General features: G+C 55.7%; 16 protein-coding genes and 3 tRNA genes. 9 read left to right on the forward strand and 10 right to left on the reverse strand.

Features of this window, described 5'->3' with window-relative positions; genetic code table 11:
- Window positions 1–154 precede the first annotated feature (154 nt).
- Window positions 155–301: a lipoprotein toxin entericidin B gene (ecnB, locus tag M8013_RS11155; protein ID WP_271267874.1), complete on the forward strand. Its 147-nt coding sequence runs from the start codon at window positions 155–157 to the stop codon at window positions 299–301.
- 43 nt (window positions 302–344) lie between these two features.
- Here the strand turns inward: ecnB and M8013_RS11160 are convergent, their stop codons facing one another.
- Window positions 345–944, reverse strand: a complete 600-nt coding sequence (locus M8013_RS11160; protein ID WP_271267875.1) for a helix-turn-helix transcriptional regulator — start codon at window positions 942–944, stop codon at window positions 345–347.
- A gap of 269 nt (window positions 945–1,213) precedes the next feature.
- On the opposite strand from M8013_RS11160, the gene sugE reads away from it, so the two are divergent.
- A complete protein-coding gene (sugE, locus tag M8013_RS11165) occupies window positions 1,214–1,531 on the forward strand; it encodes a quaternary ammonium compound efflux SMR transporter SugE (RefSeq protein WP_271267876.1) in 318 nt (105 codons plus the stop codon).
- Here the strand turns inward: sugE and blc are convergent.
- The 5 genes from blc to frdA all read right to left on the reverse strand — a co-directional run bounded on the left by blc (window position 1,528) and on the right by frdA (window position 5,438).
- Window positions 1,528–2,058, reverse strand: a complete 531-nt coding sequence (gene blc / locus M8013_RS11170; protein ID WP_271267877.1) for an outer membrane lipoprotein Blc — start codon at window positions 2,056–2,058, stop codon at window positions 1,528–1,530. The two genes, sugE and blc, sit on opposite strands and share 4 nt — an antisense overlap.
- An 86-nt stretch (window positions 2,059–2,144) precedes the next feature.
- On the reverse strand, window positions 2,145–2,504 hold the full coding sequence (gene frdD / locus M8013_RS11175) for a fumarate reductase subunit FrdD (RefSeq protein ID WP_271267878.1): 360 nt from the start codon (window positions 2,502–2,504) through the stop codon (window positions 2,145–2,147).
- Between the two features lie 10 nt (window positions 2,505–2,514).
- Complete coding sequence (frdC, locus tag M8013_RS11180; protein WP_271268097.1) at window positions 2,515–2,910, reverse strand: fumarate reductase subunit FrdC; 396 nt, start codon at window positions 2,908–2,910, stop codon at window positions 2,515–2,517.
- Window positions 2,911–2,920: 10 nt separating this feature from the next.
- Window positions 2,921–3,655 (reverse strand): succinate dehydrogenase/fumarate reductase iron-sulfur subunit, encoded by a 735-nt coding sequence (locus M8013_RS11185; RefSeq protein WP_271267879.1) that lies wholly within the window; start codon window positions 3,653–3,655, stop codon window positions 2,921–2,923.
- A complete protein-coding gene (gene frdA / locus M8013_RS11190; RefSeq protein ID WP_271267880.1) occupies window positions 3,648–5,438 on the reverse strand; it encodes a fumarate reductase (quinol) flavoprotein subunit in 1,791 nt (596 codons plus the stop codon). The genes M8013_RS11185 and frdA overlap by 8 nt, the downstream gene beginning before the upstream one ends.
- Before the next feature lie 310 nt (window positions 5,439–5,748).
- Here frdA and epmA point away from each other — a divergent pair, with 310 nt between their 5' ends.
- Window positions 5,749–6,726, forward strand: coding sequence for an elongation factor P--(R)-beta-lysine ligase (gene epmA / locus M8013_RS11195; RefSeq protein WP_271267881.1), 978 nt, complete (start codon window positions 5,749–5,751; stop codon window positions 6,724–6,726).
- A gap of 68 nt (window positions 6,727–6,794) precedes the next feature.
- On the opposite strand, the gene mscM is transcribed toward epmA, so the two are convergent.
- The 3 genes from mscM to rsgA all read right to left on the reverse strand — a co-directional run bounded on the left by mscM (window position 6,795) and on the right by rsgA (window position 12,253).
- Complete coding sequence (gene mscM, locus M8013_RS11200; RefSeq protein ID WP_271267882.1) at window positions 6,795–10,118, reverse strand: miniconductance mechanosensitive channel MscM; 3,324 nt, start codon at window positions 10,116–10,118, stop codon at window positions 6,795–6,797.
- Between the two features lie 17 nt (window positions 10,119–10,135).
- Window positions 10,136–11,104, reverse strand: coding sequence for an archaetidylserine decarboxylase (gene asd / locus M8013_RS11205; RefSeq protein WP_271267883.1), 969 nt, complete (start codon window positions 11,102–11,104; stop codon window positions 10,136–10,138).
- Between the two features lie 96 nt (window positions 11,105–11,200).
- A complete protein-coding gene (rsgA, locus tag M8013_RS11210; RefSeq protein WP_271267884.1) occupies window positions 11,201–12,253 on the reverse strand; it encodes a small ribosomal subunit biogenesis GTPase RsgA in 1,053 nt (350 codons plus the stop codon).
- Window positions 12,254–12,360: 107 nt separating this feature from the next.
- Here rsgA and orn point away from each other — a divergent pair, with 107 nt between their 5' ends.
- The 4 genes from orn (at window position 12,361) to M8013_RS11230 (ending at window position 13,402) form a co-directional block, all read left to right on the forward strand.
- Window positions 12,361–12,906 (forward strand): oligoribonuclease, encoded by a 546-nt coding sequence (orn, locus tag M8013_RS11215; RefSeq protein ID WP_271267885.1) that lies wholly within the window; start codon window positions 12,361–12,363, stop codon window positions 12,904–12,906.
- 199 nt (window positions 12,907–13,105) lie between these two features.
- Window positions 13,106–13,181 (forward strand) — tRNA-Gly (locus tag M8013_RS11220).
- A gap of 33 nt (window positions 13,182–13,214) precedes the next feature.
- Window positions 13,215–13,290, forward strand: a tRNA-Gly gene (locus M8013_RS11225).
- A gap of 36 nt (window positions 13,291–13,326) precedes the next feature.
- A tRNA-Gly gene (locus M8013_RS11230) sits at window positions 13,327–13,402 on the forward strand.
- 271 nt (window positions 13,403–13,673) lie between these two features.
- Here the strand turns inward: M8013_RS11230 and queG are convergent.
- Window positions 13,674–14,813 carry a tRNA epoxyqueuosine(34) reductase QueG gene (queG, locus tag M8013_RS11235; protein ID WP_271267886.1) on the reverse strand — a complete coding sequence of 380 codons (1,140 nt, stop codon included), beginning with the start codon at window positions 14,811–14,813 and terminating at the stop codon, window positions 13,674–13,676.
- On the opposite strand from queG, the gene nnr reads away from it, so the two are divergent.
- Window positions 14,812–16,338, forward strand: a complete 1,527-nt coding sequence (gene nnr / locus M8013_RS11240) for a bifunctional ADP-dependent NAD(P)H-hydrate dehydratase/NAD(P)H-hydrate epimerase (RefSeq protein WP_271267887.1) — start codon at window positions 14,812–14,814, stop codon at window positions 16,336–16,338. The genes queG and nnr overlap by 2 nt on opposite strands.
- Window positions 16,331–16,792 carry a tRNA (adenosine(37)-N6)-threonylcarbamoyltransferase complex ATPase subunit type 1 TsaE gene (gene tsaE, locus M8013_RS11245; RefSeq protein ID WP_271267888.1) on the forward strand — a complete coding sequence of 154 codons (462 nt, stop codon included), beginning with the start codon at window positions 16,331–16,333 and terminating at the stop codon, window positions 16,790–16,792. Before nnr ends, tsaE begins: the two co-directional genes overlap by 8 nt.
- The last annotated feature ends 10 nt before the right edge of the window (window positions 16,793–16,802 follow it).

Below are 16,802 nucleotides of genomic sequence, written 5' to 3' on the forward strand. Positions count from 1 at the left end.
CGGCGGTGAGCTGCGCCTTTGCAATACCCTTTCTCAAGGGTCCCGCCATCCTTTCCTGTTTTCCTAAAAATGCTTTCTTTTCCGTCACTAGCCGGGATCCTGGCTATGCTTATGTGGCTATACACCTATAAATTTGGCTAAAAAGGAAGAACCTATGTTTAAGAAAACAATTGCAGCGATCTTTTCTGTCATCGTCCTTTCTTCAGTGCTGACGGCTTGTAATACCACCCGTGGCGTTGGCGAGGATATCTCCGACGGCGGAAGCGCGATCTCCGGCGCGGCGACCAAAGCGCAGAATTAGTAGCAACGATGGGCGGTACGGGACTGAATCAGTCGCCGTACCCTCAGTTTACTGATTCAGACCGAGTCAGAAACGGCGAGTAACGCGTATCCATATGCAGCTTCATGCGGATATTGCGCTTGTAGGTATAGACCGTTTTTCCGTGAATACTCAGTTTACTGGCAATCAGCTGATTGCTGGCTCCTTCCATCCACAGTGATAACACTTTCTCTTCCTGACGTGTCAATAATGGTGCCACGCTGTGTGCGGGTTCGCAGGTTGCCTGGAATATTAATGCCTCATTTATCACCTGCGCGAGTTCTTCCAGTGGCGCGTTTTTAAACAACGAAGCCCAGATGGGGAATTTATCCCTTAGCGCTGATAGCTCGGGCATTTCAGCAGAGTGCAGTGAGATAAAAGGCACGTTTTCACTGGCGCTGACCAGAGAGGTGATCTGTGCAATATGCTGCATTTCTGACTTAAAACCCTGCAAATCGGCGATCACCAGTGCGGGTTTCCATTGCAGGATATGTTCCCTGGCAAGGTAGAGATTATTGAGGCCTGTCACCCGTAAAGAGCATGGGAACAGCCCAGAGTGATTGAGCCATGCTTCTAAACCCATCCGGGTGTAATAACATCGATCAATCAAAAGAATTTTGAACATATTGTTTTCACAGTCGACAAAGGGTGAGCATTTCCTGCTTTCAGGAAGCATCCCATAATAAGGAAGTCGGATGAGTTATAAATGCCTGAACTTCGCTGCTATCTGCACCTATTTCTTGCTTTAAATCGGCCAAATTTGACTTAAAAGAAACTCGTTGAAAAAACACTTCATGCTATCCACAATGTGAAGTCACCCGCCTTACAGGACGACCCGTAAGCGCTTCTCTCATCGGGGACGGCCCCAGACTGTTGTTTACGTTAGGAGCTACTATGTCCTGGATTATTCTTTTGATCGCCGGTTTACTCGAAGTGGTGTGGGCCATCGGCCTTAAATACACCCACGGATTTACCCGTTTGACCCCAAGCATCATCACCGTTTCGGCAATGATCGTCAGTATTGTGCTGCTCTCCTGGGCAATGCGGACGCTGCCGGTGGGCACCGCTTATGCGGTATGGACGGGGATTGGTGCGGTCGGTGCGGCCATCACTGGCATGTTATTGCTGGGTGAGTCGGCGAGCCTGGCGCGCATTGCCAGCCTCGCCCTGATTGTCGCCGGGATTATCGGGCTAAAGCTCAGCACCCCTTAGTGGGGCTGCTCAACCCAGATGAACTTGCTGATATCAAACCCCTGACGGGTCGCGGTATTCAATAGCTGTTGTTTGACGTCATCGGAAATGGTCGGTGTGCGGGAGAGGATCCACAGATAGTCACGATCCGGCCCGCACACCAGCGCGTGTCGATAGTTGCTGTCCAGTGCGATCACGTTATACCCGCCATAGAACGGGCCAAAGAAAGAGACTTTTAAGGCTGCGACATTCGGGCTGCCCGTAAAGTACGCTTTCCCTGTGACTTTTTGCCACATTCTACGCTCCGGGTTATAGCCCCGGTTGATGACCTGAATCCCCCCGTCGCTCATTGGGCTATAGTTTGCCGTCACCTTCTGTAATCCGCGCTCAAAGCGATGGTCAAAGCGTGCGATTTCATACCAGCTTCCAAGGAATTTCTGGGCTTCAAATGGGGTGACGACAGTTACGCCAGGAGGGGGCGTCGGAGAGCTACAGGCAACAACCAGAAACGCAGCGGCAACGGCGGCGATAACAGGCAAGATGCGCATAGGAATTTCCTTACAAGATTTTTGTTAAGTGTAGAACCTGTCAGGAATTTTGCTCTCCCGCCGATGGGCAGGAGAGCGGGGGGATATTACATAAAGACAACCGCTACCAGCGTGACAACGCTCAGAATGGCAGCCAGACCGTAGAACACCCATTTACCGTTAGGAACGTGGATTTTCAGGTCATGCATCGCGTGATGCATACGGTGCAGCCCACACCACAGCGGCAGTACAATCATCAGGAAGATAAATGCCCGGCCGATAATGCTGTGGGCGAAAGCCAGTACCCGCTCATAGCTCAGCGCATCGTCAGGATACAGACCCAGCGGGAGCATAATGCCGACCAGCAGAATAATGACGGGTGCGATGATGGCGCACCACATGCCGCCTGCGCCAAAGAGCCCCCAGAAAACCGGTTCGTCAGAACGTTTTGGATTTGGATTAATCACAGTGGTCTCCTTACCAGAACAAGGCTACGCCAAGAATGACCACGGTTACGACCGCAGTTACCGCCCAGAGTCCTTTAATAATCGGCTCTGGCCCCAGTTTTTCGCCTTTCACGATAATATTTGCCGCTTTTGGTGCCAGCTCAAACCACGTCTTCGTGTGCAGCAGCGCTGCCGCCAGTACGATGATATTCAGGAGCACCACCACCGGATTTTGCAGAAACCCGACGAAACTGGTCCAGGTTTCCGGGCCGTGTTTGAGTGCAAACAGACCATACATTAGTTCGATACTGAACCATACCGCCGGTACCGCCGTGCCTTCACGCAGCATATAGAAGCGATAAAACGGCAGATTTTTCCACCAGGTGGATGGCATCGGCCGGACATAGGCTTTGCGTTTAGTCGTCATCATGCACTCCTTAGCGTGGTTTCAGGGTGGCAATAAGAAAGTCTTTCGAACTTTCTACTTTACCCTGTTGGATCGCGGCGGCCGGATCGACGTGCTTTGGACACACTTCTGAACAGTAGCCGACGAAGGTACAGGTCCAGACGCCGTTCTGGCCGTTAAGCTGTGCCATACGCTCTTTCTTACCGCGATCGCGACTGTCTTCGTTATAACGATGCGCCAGGGTAATCGCCGCAGGTCCGATAAATTCCGGATTCAGACCAAACTGCGGGCAGGCGGAATAGCACAGACCACAGTTGATGCAGCCGGAGAACTGGTGATACTTGGCCATCTGCGCCGGAGTCTGCGTGTTTGGCCCCTGATCTGGCGTGCGCGGGTTACCAATAATGTACGGCTTAATGGCTTCCAGGCTTTCGATGAAGTGGGTCATGTCGACCACCAGATCGCGCTCAATCGGGAAATTGGCCAGGGCTTCGATCTTCATCCCTTTCGGGTACTCGCGCAGGAAGGTTTTGCAGGCCAGCTTAGGCACTTTGTTGACCATCATGCCGCAGGAACCGCAAATTGCCATTCGGCAAGACCAGCGGTAGCTCAGGTCCGGCGCCAGATTGTCTTTGATATAGCCCAGCGCATCCAGCAGGGAGGTTTGCTCATCATAAGGCACGTCATAGAACATGCTGTGCGGTGCGCTATCGACTTCCGGGTTGTAGCGCACCACTTCCACTTTCAGGTTTTGCATCTCAGCCATGGGTCGTCTCCTTCTTCTCGGCGGCTTCCGCTTCTGCACCATAAACGCGTTTAGCCGGTGCCAGCGTGGTGATTTTCACGTCGCTATAGTCCAGGCGAGTGGCACCATCCGCGTCGCGATACGCGAGGGTATGCTTGAGGAAGTTGACATCATCGCGCTCCGTGCAGCCTTCATCCAGACGCTGATGCGCGCCGCGCGACTCTTTGCGCGCCAGGGCGGAGTGCGCCATACATTCGGCCACGTTCAAACCATGGCCCAGCTCAATGGTGTAAAGCAGGTCGGTATTGAACACGCTGGAGGTGTCGGTTATGCGTACGCGTTTGAACCGCTCCTGCAGCTCGGCCAGCTTATCGACGGTTTTCTGCATCAGCTCCGGCGTACGGTAAATCCCGCAACCTTCTTCCATGGAAAGCCCCATCTCGTCGCGGATCGCCGACCACTTCTCATTGCCTTCCTGATTGACCAGCTTTTTCAGGCGCTGTTCAACGTCGGCAACCTGCGCATCCAGCGCGGCACTGTTGGCTGTACCGGCGGTCGCGGCGCGTGCTATGGCTTGTTCACCTGCCAGACGACCAAACACCACCAGCTCAGCCAGCGAGTTTGAGCCCAGGCGGTTCGCGCCATGCAGGCCGACGGAAGAGCATTCACCCACCGCAAATAGCCCTTTAATGCGGGTTTCACACTGCTGATCGGTTTCGATCCCGCCCATGGTGTAGTGTGCGGTTGGACGCACAGGGATCGGTTCTTTTACCGGATCCACGCCGACATAGGCTTTGGACAGTTCGCAGATAAACGGCAGGCGTTCCAGCAGTTTCTTTTCACCCAGATGACGCAGGTCGAGATAGACCACATCGCCGCGTGGGGTAGGGACGGTATTGCCTTTACGCCACTCATGCCAGAAGGCCTGAGACACTTTGTCGCGCGGGCCAAGTTCCATGTATTTATTTTTCGGCTCACCCAGCGGCGTTTCCGGACCCATGCCGTAATCCTGCAGATAGCGATAGCCATCTTTATTGACCAGAATACCGCCTTCACCACGGCAGCCTTCGGTCATCAGGATCCCGGAACCCGGCAGACCGGTCGGGTGATACTGGACAAACTCCATGTCGCGCAGCGGAATACCGTGCTGCAACGCCATACCCATACCGTCGCCGGTGACGATACCGCCGTTGGTGTTATAGCGGTACACGCGTCCGGCACCGCCCGTGGCCATCACCACCGCGTTAGCGCGGATCTGGATCAGCGTGCCTTCCATCATATTCATCGCGACCAGACCGCGTGCCTGGCCATCATCCACCAGGATATCCAGTACGAAGTGCTCGTCGAAGCGTTGGATTTGCGGGAACTGCAGAGAGGTCTGGAACAGAGTATGGAGCATGTGGAAGCCGGTTTTATCGGCTGCAAACCAGGTGCGCTCAATCTTCATGCCGCCGAAACGACGCACGTTCACGCTGCCGTCTTCACGGCGGCTCCACGGGCAACCCCACTGCTCCAGCTGGGTCATTTCCGTCGGGCAATGATGGACGAAATAATCAACGACATCCTGTTCGCATAGCCAGTCACCGCCGGCGACGGTGTCGTGAAAGTGGTAATCAAAGCTGTCATGATCCTGCGCAACGGCAGCGGACCCCCCTTCAGCGGCAACCGTATGGCTGCGCATTGGATAGACTTTTGAAATCAGGGCGATTTTAGCGTTTGGATTAGCCTGAGCTGCAGCAATTGCTGCGCGTAATCCCGCTCCGCCAGCGCCAATTATGGCAAGATCGGCTTGAAAGGTTTGCACGACATTCCTCCAGATTTTTGATATTTCGCATCGCAACTCTCCAAAGGACGTTCACAGCCCGGGAGGCCAAATGCGAAAGCGGTTCCACTGCTCCTTTATGGGTAACGCAGTATAGCCGCAGGAAGCTTAGGGAAATTTGACGTGTTCGATTTTTTTGCGGTTATTTGGTGGGGATTATCATCACAATTGATGAATTGCCTTGTGAAATTATCAGAGGTTATAAAAGCCTCCAAATTACCTGCGCAAAATTTGTCTCTGTCGGGGGTTACGCGTAGACTTCGTCCCCTTGTCTGAAATCGGAGAAATTCACATGAGCGAAACGGCCACCTGGCAGCCGAGCGCATCCATCCCCAATCTGTTAAAACGCGCAGCAATTATGGCGGAAATTCGCCGCTTTTTTGCCGATCGCGGTGTGCTGGAGGTGGAAACGCCCTGCATGAGTCAGGCGACGGTAACAGACATTCATCTGTTCCCGTTTGAAACCCGTTTTGTCGGCCCTGGTCACTCCCAGGGGATGAATCTCTACCTGATGACCAGCCCGGAATACCACATGAAGCGCCTGCTGGCCGCGGGCTGTGGCCCGGTTTACCAGCTGTGCCGAAGCTTTCGCAATGAAGAGATGGGTCGCCACCATAACCCGGAATTCACCATGCTGGAGTGGTATCGCCCGCACTATGATATGTACCGCCTGATGAATGAGGTGGACGATCTGCTGCAGCAGGTACTCGAGTGCCAGGGAGCCGAAACGCTCTCATACCAGCAGGTTTTCCAGCGTCATCTGGAAATTGATCCACTCTCTGCGGACAAAACCCAGCTGCGCGAAGCGGCGGCAAAGCTGGATCTCAGCAATATTGCCGACACCGAAGAAGATCGCGATACCTTGCTGCAGCTGCTGTTTGCGATGGGCGTCGAGCCGCAGATTGGCAAAGACCGCCCGACCTTTGTCTACCACTTCCCGGCAAGCCAGGCATCGCTGGCACAGATCAGCACGGAAGACCATCGTGTGGCAGAGCGCTTCGAGGTTTACTTTAAGGGTATTGAACTGGCGAATGGGTTCCACGAGCTGACCGATGCCCGCGAACAGCAGCAGCGTTTTGAGCAGGATAACCGCAAGCGCGCTGCCCGCGGCCTGCCGCAGCAACCCATTGACCACAATCTGCTGGCGGCGTTAAAAGCCGGCCTGCCAGATTGTTCCGGCGTGGCGCTGGGGGTTGACCGTCTGGTGATGCTGGCGCTGGGTGCTGAACAGCTGGGCGATGTGATCGCGTTTACCGTCGATCGCGCCTGATGTGATTGTGCACCCTCTCCCGGTGGGAGAGGGTTTGGGTGAGGGCACCAGAGTGCACCTCACCTGACTTATAAACTTCCTGCCGGGCGTTTCTTCGCCGCTGACGTCAGCGTTCTTCCCGTCTTACGCCCATCCAGAGTTTCCAGACGCATCTGGAAAGGAGGGAATGGCAGATCGATACCGTGTTCACGGAAGCCCGCCAGGATCAGCTGGTGGATTTCATGGCGCAACGGCATGCGATGGCCCATTTCGGCCGCATAAATACGCAGTTCGAAAATCTGGATCCCCTGCTGGAGATCAACCAGGAACACTTCCGGTTCTGGGATGTTGATCACCAGCGAGCAACGCTCGGCCGCCGTGTACAGGATTTGTGTCACTTCCTCGCTGTTGGCATCAGACGGCGCGGGCACCGTTAACACCACACGCGTGACGGAGTCCGACAGCGACCAGTTAATAAACTGCTCGGTAATAAACGCCTTGTTGGGGACGATGATCTCTTTACGGTCCCAGTCGCTGATGGTGGTCGCTCGGGTGTTAATTTTGGTGACGCTCCCGGTCAGATCGCGGATCGTCACGGTATCGCCAATACGAATCGGTTTTTCAAACAGGATGATCAGGCCAGAGATAAAGTTGGCGAAAATCTCCTGCAGACCAAAACCGAGTCCGACACCGAGAGCAGCAACCAGCCACTGTAATTTCGACCACTCAATACCAATCATCGAGAAGCCCACTAGCCCGCCAAGCAGCAGCAGCAGGTATTTGGTAATCGTGGTAATGGCGTACCCGGTACCTGGCGTTAAGTCCAGATGCTGCAATACCGCCAGCTCCAGCAGCGCCGGGAAGTTACGGATCAGCTGAGTGGTGATGATGAACACCAGAATTGCAATCAGCACCGCCCCGAGCGTGATCGGCTCCAGGCTCTCTACACCCTGCACGGTCGAGGTCACGTCCCAGAGGGTGATATTTTCCAGGAAACCAAACGCCGAATGAATTTCAGACCACAGCACAATCACCGACAGCAGGGCGATCAGCATCAGAATTGAGCGAACCAGGCGCAGAGACTGGGTACTGATGGCATCCAGATCCAGCTCGGTATCATCAACATCCACCATGCCTTCGGTGCTGAGTGAATGCGGAGGCTCTTCCTCACCGCGCGCACGCTGCGCGAGAATTTCTGCCCGGCGGTTTTTCGCCCGATCGAAGGCCAGCCGACGACGCTGAATCAGCATCCAGCGCCGGATAACGTGGTACACCACCAGCAGCAGGAACCAGATCGCTACCGAGGTTTCGAGTCGTGCCAGCAGTGCCTGGGCGGTAGCCAGATACCCAACTGCCGCCGCCAGAATCGCCGCCAGCGGGGCACTCAGCAGTAGATTCCACAGCATATGGTTGACCATGTTATCGCCGCTGCCCTCTTTATCGAGGTACAGCGGGATCCCGGCTTTTTTCAGGCTCAGGGTCACTACCGCCAGCGCACCGCAAATCAACATAAAGCACAGGCGACCGAGCGAGCCGGAAAACTCCCGATCGTTCAGGTTATCAAACATGATCAGCGCCATGATCAGCGGCACGATAAGCCCGATGCTCATCAGGTAGTAGCGCATCGCCCGCGCCACGCGGTTACGCGGCCAGCCGAAGTGGGCCACAAACAGGCCGTTCGGTCGGGCAAAGGTGGCGCAGATCATCACCACCCACAGCAGCGGCACGGTGGCTGTCACACCCGCGCCAATAGCGACCGCCAGCGGATAAGGCCAGGCTTCACGCAGCCCGTAGCCCAGCGTCATCCACAGTACCGGCAGCGGCGAGGCCACCAGAATGGACCAGAACACCGTGCGCAGCGTGAGCCAGAAATGGTCCTGGGTCACTTTGCCCACCCGGGCGCTCGAGCGGTCGAGGAAGCGGGTGAAATGCCTGCGCGAGTAGATGCTAAACCCAACCAGGATCAGTGCCCCCAGCAGCGGAAAAATGGTCTCTTTGTTGGTGAGCATCATCACGCTGGCCTTGCCTAACTGGCTGAAGGTATCCAGCGAAATCAAGCGGCGCAGATCCTGCACAATATCAATCGGCCAGGAGAAAGAAACCGGGCGCACGTCAGAGGTCCAGAACAGATAGCGGTGAGTGGCCTCATTGACCTCTTTTAAGGCGTCTTCCAACTGGCTGTTGGAGACTTTCAGTTTGGTCAGTTCGAGCAGTAAGGTATCGCCACCCTGCAACAGCGAATTGAGCAATTCACGCTGGGTACGCAGTTGGGCTTCCAGAATGCGGTTTTGCTCAGCGGTCAGCGCTTTACCGTCCGGCTGGTGGATCTGACGCAGTTGCGGCTGCTTGTTCAGCAGATCTTCAAAGCGCAGACGTTGCACGCGCAGCTGCGCCATTTCGGTATCGAGCTGCTGCGGCTTTGGCATCTCGGGCAGGCGTGCCACCTGGGCGCGCAAGGCTTCGCCAAGCAGATTGGACGATCCCAGCCACTGTGACTGCTCGCGCAGGGTATTCAGCGCCTGGCGGACCTGCAGAGTTTGATTGGTGGCCTGTCGCTGCTGAGACGCCACCAGATCCATGCGCTGTGCCTGCTGGTTGAGCGCGGCAGAGAGTTCACGGTTGATCTTGAACTGGTCGACGATACCGGCAGGTAAGTTCTCGCTGTTTTCAGCCAGCAGTTCGGTGCTTTCCAGCGCCTTTTCGGCTTCGCGCTGGCGCTGGCTGTTGAGTTGATTGCGCAGGGCCTGCAAATACGCATCCAGCTGCTCGCCCTGTTTCTTCGCCAGCTCAGAGCGCATGCGCGCCAGCTCCTGGCGATTGTTGGCCGACAGTTGCGCCAGCTCCAGCTCATCGACCAGCGCTTTCAGCCTGGCGGATTCTGCCTGCATACCGAGATTTTGCGCCTGGTTGAGCGAGGTATTGCCGGTTTGTGCTCCGGCGCGGCGCTCAACGTCATTCAACTGGCGGCGAGCATCGGTTTGCTGTTGGGGAAGCTGGTTCAGTGAGTCGGCGATTTCGCGGGCACGCTCCTGTTCCTGCTGGGCCTGGCGGGTTTTTTCCAGCAGTTGGCTGCTGACCTGCAGGATCTCCTGATTGAGCGTGTCAGAGTTCATGCCCGCAGGCACCTGACGCGGTTCTTCACGCAGATCGTTGAGCTGCGCGCGCAGGGTTTGCGAAAGTTTGGGGAAATTATCGATGACCTGCTGATACTGCGTAGCACGCTCGAGGGAGCCTTTACGCTCCTCAAGGGCGTTCAACGCAGCCTGGAGCACCTCTACGGTTTCGGGCTGGGCGGGTTTTGCCGCCTTTGCCTGCTCCAGTTCTTGCGAGATTTGTTTTGCGTTGGGGGCGGTCGCTGCGTACGCCCCCGTACTGAGGCACCAGGCCATCAGTAAAGTGATAATCAGGCGCACGTCAGTAACCCTTTTAGTTAGCCTTGGTCTTTTTTGTCGTCAACCAGCGGACTGGCGTCGAGTTCGGCGGCAATCTCTTCTGCCGGCAGCGGGGCGGGCTCTGCATCCACGTTTACGAACGGTTCCGTCGATACCGCCAGCGGTTGGCCAAGTTTGGTCACCGACAGGCTTTCAAGTTGCTCAACCAGCTGCACTTTACCCGGCGCAAACAGGTTGATAACGGTCGAACCCAGCTTGAAGCGGCCCATTTCCTGACCTTTCAGCAGGGCGACAGATCCGTCGCTCTCGCCCGCAGGCCAGGTCCAGCGTTTGATCACGCCTTCGCGCGGCGGAGTAATGGTGCCTGCCCAAACCGTTTCAATGCTGCCCACGATGGTTGCACCGACCAGAATCTGCGCCATCGGGCCAAACTCGGTATCAAACAGACAGATCACGCGCTCGTTACGTGCGAACAGGTTCGGGACGTTCTGCGCAGTCAGGTGGTTTACCGAGAACAGATCGCCCGGCACGTAGATCATTTCGCGCAGAATGCCGTTGCACGGCATGTGCACGCGGTGGTAGTCGCGCGGTGACAGGTAGGTGGTGGCAAACGAGCCGTTGCGGAACAGGTCTGCCATCAGGTAGTTACCTGCCAGCAGGGCTTCCAGGCTGTAGTTATGACCCTTGGCCTGCAAAATTTTGTCGTCTTCGATGTTACCCAACTGGCTGATGACGCCATCGGCAGGCATAACCAGCACGTTCGGGTCGGTATCCAGCGGGCGCACTTCATCGCGCAGTGGACGGACGAAGAAATCATTGAAAGTGCGGTAGCTGGCGGTATCCGGCTTCTGCGCTTCTTTCATGTCGACCTTGTAGTACTTCACGAACAGGTCGATAACCAACTTTGTCAGCCAGCCTGCTCGTTTGCTCGCGCCCCAGCCCGCCAGGCGAGTGAGCCACAGTTTTGGCAGAATGTATTGAAGCGAAAGTTTAAATGAGTTTAACAAGGTAGCCTCCAGGCCATTGTTTTGTCGTTCCTGATCCGGCGTTGAGCAGCCGGAATCTGAAAAAGGGGACGATTTTAGCGACGCTTAGCTTAGTTGTCAGTTGTCAGAATCAGAAAAGTTTTTACGCGTCTTTACGTCTTCCATGCTTTCGAGAATGCGGTGATAGTTCTCAAAGCGGGTATCCGCAATTTCACCCTTCTGAACCGCTTCGCGAATGGCGCAGCCTGGGTCGTTATCATGTTTACAGTCGCGGTATTTGCAAGCGCCTAAATACTCATGGAATTCGACAAATCCGTTAAAGATTTGTTCCGGCTCCAGGTGCCAAAGACCAAATTCGCGCACGCCGGGGGAGTCGATCACATCGCCGCCGTGGGGGAAATGGTACAAACGAGAGGCGGTAGTGGTGTGCTGACCCAGACCGGAGTTATCAGAAACTTCGTTGGTCAGGATTTCTTGCTGAAGCCCAAGGAGATTATTCAGCAGGCTGGATTTACCTACGCCGGATTGTCCTGCAAAGATGCTGATACGGTCGGTGAGCGCCTCTTCGAGCGGCTGCAGGCCATCTTTCTTATGGCTGGATACCATTAATACGCGATAACCAATCTTGCGATAGATATCCATTTGCTCGTTCACAAAGGCCATGCCGTCATCATCCAGCAGGTCGATTTTGTTGAGGACAATCAGCGGCTCGACGTCCAGTGTTTCGCAGGCGACAAGATAACGGTCGATAATATTGAGCGAAAGTTCCGGTAAAATCGCGGAAACGATGATGATCTGGTTGATATTGGCGGCGATTGGCTTGACGCCATCATAGAAGTCCGGGCGTGTCAGAACGGAAGTGCGTTCGTGGACGGCTTCAACGATCCCTTTGACTTTTACGCCTTCGGCGGCGGCTTTACCCGGACGCCATACGACGCGGTCGCCGGTCACCAGCGAGCGGATAGTGCGGCGAATATTGCAGCGGTGAACACCACCATCCGCGGCCTCCACGTCGGCATGCATACCGAAACGGCTAATCACGACGCCCTCAGTGGCTTCGCCAAACAGGTTGTCGTCGTAATCGGGTTTCTCCCTGGTGGTTTTAAGACGGCGCTCGTGGTTAGCGTTAACGCGGCGCTGTTGACCTTTGGAGAGTTTATTTTTACTCAATCGGGCTGGCTCCTGGTCGCCCATATCGGGCAAAACCTCTATGATACACACTAATTAATACTAGTTAACCTGCCACGGCCGGTTAAGCGAGAAGGGTGGAAAATAACATGAGCACAGATGAAAACAACCTGATTTGGATCGATCTGGAGATGACCGGACTGGATCCCGAGCGCGATCGCATTATTGAGATCGCCACGCTGGTCACCGACGCCAACCTGAACATCCTGGCAGAAGGGCCGACGATTGCCGTTCACCAGTCTGACGAGCAGCTGGGGCTGATGGATGAATGGAACGTGCGAACCCATACCGGCAGCGGGCTGGTGGAGCGCGTCAAAGTCAGTACTCAGGGCGATCGTGAAGCCGAACTCGCCACGCTGGAATTCCTGAAAAAATGGGTACCGCAGGGCAAATCGCCTATCTGTGGTAACAGCATCGGCCAGGATCGTCGTTTCCTGTTTAAGTACATGCCCGAGCTGGAGTCGTACTTCCACTATCGCTATCTCGACGTAAGCACCCTGAAAGAGTTGGCGCGCCGCTGGAAGCCAGAGATGCTGGACGGCCTCAAAAAGCAGGGCACGCACCAGGCCATGGATGATATTCGTGAGTCGGTGGCGGAACTGGCTTACTACCGTGAACACTTTATCAAGTTATAAGAAAAGTGCCCGGCAGCATGCTGTCTGCCGGAGTATTGGGTTGAAATCGGTGTAAAAATGCACGATGTGATCAATATTCAAGCGATTGAGTTAAATTTCTAAAAAATCGCTTTCGGGGGGGTTGCAGCAGGTCGAATATCTCGTATAATGCGCCTCCCGTAACGACAGAGAATTACACGTTACGACAGCACAGATTTTTGCGGGAATAGCTCAGTTGGTAGAGCACGACCTTGCCAAGGTCGGGGTCGCGAGTTCGAGTCTCGTTTCCCGCTCCAAATTTGAATATGCTAAGCAGTAAGACCACCCAAGCGGGAATAGCTCAGTTGGTAGAGCACGACCTTGCCAAGGTCGGGGTCGCGAGTTCGAGTCTCGTTTCCCGCTCCAAAATTTGAAAGGTATCGCAAGATACGCACCACCCAAGCGGGAATAGCTCAGTTGGTAGAGCACGACCTTGCCAAGGTCGGGGTCGCGAGTTCGAGTCTCGTTTCCCGCTCCAAATTTTTTCTCCCCCAAACAGATATCCACAGCGGAAAGCCTCGCTGGGGACGAATTATTTCATTTCTGACAAACTCTTTTTAACAGACTTATCCACAGACTTGCATCTGCCCTTGCTATGTTTAAAAACTTCGCACGATCAATAGTATCCGCGCAAATCACTGAAAAATAACAAGTAAATTTGATTTAAAATTGTTAAGTGGATCACTTGACCTTCCGCCCAGGCGTGATGTCTCCTGCCTCTGTAATTTTATTCACAGCCTGTGGACATATCATGCGTCCCGTGGAAGGCCTTTTTCGATGACGCGCACCAGCCTGTTTTTCTGAGGTAATTGTACGTCCACCGCGCAGGCGTTTCGTTTCTCCATCTGCTGCGCAATCGCCCATTCTATATGTTCATCAAGAAGTGGGTGCTCACCTCGGCGACTTTCCAGCGCCTGCAAATTGACTTCATCCCAGGGCGCATTTCCCAGCGCAACGGCAATATTACGCAGCCAGCGCAGGTGCCCAATGCGCCGAATCGCCGATCCCTCTGTCACTTTCAGGAACCAGGCTTCACTCCAGGCAAACAGTTCGGTCAGCGGCGGGGCGTGTAATGCTTTGCGCGGGCTGAAGTCATCTTCTTCTGTGAGCTGGGAATAGCGGTTCCACGGGCAAATCAGCTGGCAATCATCACAGCCATAAATGCGGTTACCGATGAGCGGGCGAAATTCTTCCGGGATCGCCCCTTCCAGTTCGATGGTGAGGTACGAGATACAGCGGCGGGCATCGACGGTGTAGGGTTCAACAATCGCCCCGGTGGGGCAGATCGTCATGCAGGCCACACAGCGTCCACAGCCATCTTCAACCGGGCCATCCACCGGCAGTGGGATATCAATCAGCAGTTCGCCGAGGAAAAAGAACGAGCCCGCGTCGCGGCTGAGGATAAGTGAGTGCTTACCTGTCCAGCCAAGCCCTGCTTTTGCTGCCAACGGGCGCTCAAGAATAGGCGCGGAATCGACAAAGGGTCTAAAATTCAGCGTGGCGCAGTGTTGCTGAATCATCTCCCCCAGTTTTTTGAGTCGGTTACGCAGCAGTTTGTGATAATCACGGCCCAGCGCATAGCGGCTGACGTAGCCCAGAGACGGGTTTTTCAGCGTGCTGGCAAACGCCGCGCCGGCGGGGAGGTAGTTCATGCGTACGCTGATGACGCGTAAAGTGCCCGGCAGCAGTTCATGCGGGCGGGCGCGCATCATACCGTGACGCGCCATCCACTCCATTTCGCCGTGATATTGATTATCCAGCCAGGCCTGGAGTTTCGGCTCGCTGGCAGTGAGGTCGGTATCGGTGATACCCACGTGCTGAAAGCCTAGCTCGGCGCCCCATTGCTTAATGTTTTGCGCTAACTGATTGAGATCGAGGGGCTGTGACATGACGGACCATACGGTGAAGAAAAACCCCGCAAGTATACCACATTCCATCTGGCCTGCAGAGGCGCTGCGTCGCGCAGAAAAAGCGGCAGCGGATAGCCTCGGGCTCACCCTTTACGAACTGATGCTGCGTGCCGGCGATGCGGCATTCTCGGTAGCCCGTGCGGCTTATCCGCAGGCGCGCCACTGGTTAATCCTCTGCGGGCATGGCAATAACGGCGGGGATGGCTATGTCGTCGCCAGAAGGGCAGTTGCGGCGGGGATCAACGTGACGCTGCTGGCGCTGGAGAGTGACAAGCCGCTGCCCGAAGAGGCCGCTAAGGCGCGCGATGCCTGGCTCGAGGCGGCGGGAACAATTCATGCCGCCGATATCCCCTGGCCCGAGGGGATAGACCTGATCGTCGACGGCCTGCTCGGCACCGGGCTGCACAGCACCCCGCGCGAGACGGTCAGCAACCTCATTACGCACGCTAACCACCATGCTGCACCGATTGTGGCGCTGGATATTCCGTCCGGACTGATGGCTCAAACGGGCACTACGCCGGGAGCGGTGATTATCGCTGACCATACGGTGACGTTTATCGGCCTAAAACCCGGCCTGCTCACGGGTAAAGCGCGCGATGTGGTTGGCAGACTGCACCACCACGCGCTGGGGCTGGAAGGCTGGTTAGCCGGGCAGACAACGGCGATGGCGCGGTTTGATGCGTCGCTGCTGGCGCAGTGGTTCCGGCCACGTCGCCCTACGTCGCACAAAGGCGATCACGGCAGGCTGGTGATTATCGGTGGCGACCACGGCACCGCAGGCGCCATCCGCATGACCGGCGAAGCAGCGCTGCGGGCGGGGGCGGGACTGGTGCGGGTCCTGACGCGCAGTGAAAATATAACCCCAATCGTCACCGCCAGGCCTGAACTGATGGTACACGCGCTCACGCCGCAGGCGCTGGAAGACAGTCTGGAATGGGCGGATGTGGTGGTGATTGGACCGGGGTTGGGTCAGTCGCCGTGGGGCAAGCAAGCCTTGCAGAAAGTCGAACAGTTTCGCAAACCCATGCTGTGGGATGCCGACGCGCTGAACCTTCTGGCAATCAATCCGGATAAACGTCACAATCGCATCCTGACGCCGCACCCCGGCGAGGCCGCGCGGTTGCTTAACTGCAGCGTTGCAGAAATTGAGAGCGATCGCTTACATTCTGCTCAACGTCTGGTAAAACGTTACGGTGGTGTTGCGGTTTTGAAAGGGGCGGGCACGGTCGTCGCCAGTGAAAACGGCATGCTTGGCATCGTGGATGCGGGCAATGCGGGTATGGCGAGCGGCGGAATGGGTGATGTGCTTTCCGGTATTATCGGCGCATTGCTCGGCCAGAAGCTGGCCCTTTATGATGCCGCCTGCGCAGGATGTGTGGCGCATGGCGCGGCAGCCGACCACCTTGCCGCCCGCTTAGGTACGCGCGGGATGCTGGCAACCGATCTTTTTGACACGCTGCGGCGTGTCGTTAACCCGGAAGTGATTGACCTTAAAAATGATTAATCGAGTGATTCCTCTACCCGACGAACAGGCAACGTTAGATCTCGGCCAGCGCATGGCGCAAGCCTGCGAGGGCGCGACCGTCATTTATCTATATGGCGATCTTGGTGCGGGTAAAACCACCTTTAGCCGCGGCTTTTTGCAGGCGCTGGGTCATCAGGGAAACGTGAAAAGCCCAACCTATACGCTGGTTGAGCCCTATACCCTCGATAACCTGATGGTGTACCACTTCGATCTTTACCGCCTGGCGGATCCTGAGGAGCTGGAGTTTATGGGGATCCGCGATTATTTTGCCAACGATGCCATTTGCCTGGTTGAGTGGCCGCAACAGGGGACAGGCGTACTGCCTGAACCGGATGTTGAAATTCATCTGGAGTATCAGGCGCAAGGGCGTGAGGCCCGCGTCACTGCTGTCTCCTCATCAGGACATTCCATACTGGCGCGTTTGGCCGGTTAAGCTAAGAGAC

This window comes from Silvania confinis (assembly GCF_025564085.1).
GTDB lineage: Bacteria > Pseudomonadota > Gammaproteobacteria > Enterobacterales > Enterobacteriaceae > Enterobacter > Enterobacter confinis.

Bases quoted from the DNA above. Each gene is read 5' to 3' on its own strand.
- queG (WP_271267886.1), bottom strand. From the start codon at position 14,813: ATGTCACAGCCCCTCGATCTCAATCAGTTAGCGCAAAACATTAAGCAA.
- ecnB (WP_271267874.1), top strand. From the start codon at position 155: ATGTTTAAGAAAACAATTGCAGCGATCTTTTCTGTCATCGTCCTTTCT.
- M8013_RS11160 (WP_271267875.1), bottom strand. From the start codon at position 944: ATGTTCAAAATTCTTTTGATTGATCGATGTTATTACACCCGGATGGGT.
- M8013_RS11185 (WP_271267879.1), bottom strand. From the start codon at position 3,655: ATGGCTGAGATGCAAAACCTGAAAGTGGAAGTGGTGCGCTACAACCCG.
- nnr (WP_271267887.1), top strand. From the start codon at position 14,812: ATGACGGACCATACGGTGAAGAAAAACCCCGCAAGTATACCACATTCC.
- tsaE (WP_271267888.1), top strand. From the start codon at position 16,331: ATGATTAATCGAGTGATTCCTCTACCCGACGAACAGGCAACGTTAGAT.
- frdC (WP_271268097.1), bottom strand. From the start codon at position 2,910: ATGACGACTAAACGCAAAGCCTATGTCCGGCCGATGCCATCCACCTGG.
- epmA (WP_271267881.1), top strand. From the start codon at position 5,749: ATGAGCGAAACGGCCACCTGGCAGCCGAGCGCATCCATCCCCAATCTG.
- blc (WP_271267877.1), bottom strand. From the start codon at position 2,058: ATGCGCATCTTGCCTGTTATCGCCGCCGTTGCCGCTGCGTTTCTGGTT.
- sugE (WP_271267876.1), top strand. From the start codon at position 1,214: ATGTCCTGGATTATTCTTTTGATCGCCGGTTTACTCGAAGTGGTGTGG.
- orn (WP_271267885.1), top strand. From the start codon at position 12,361: ATGAGCACAGATGAAAACAACCTGATTTGGATCGATCTGGAGATGACC.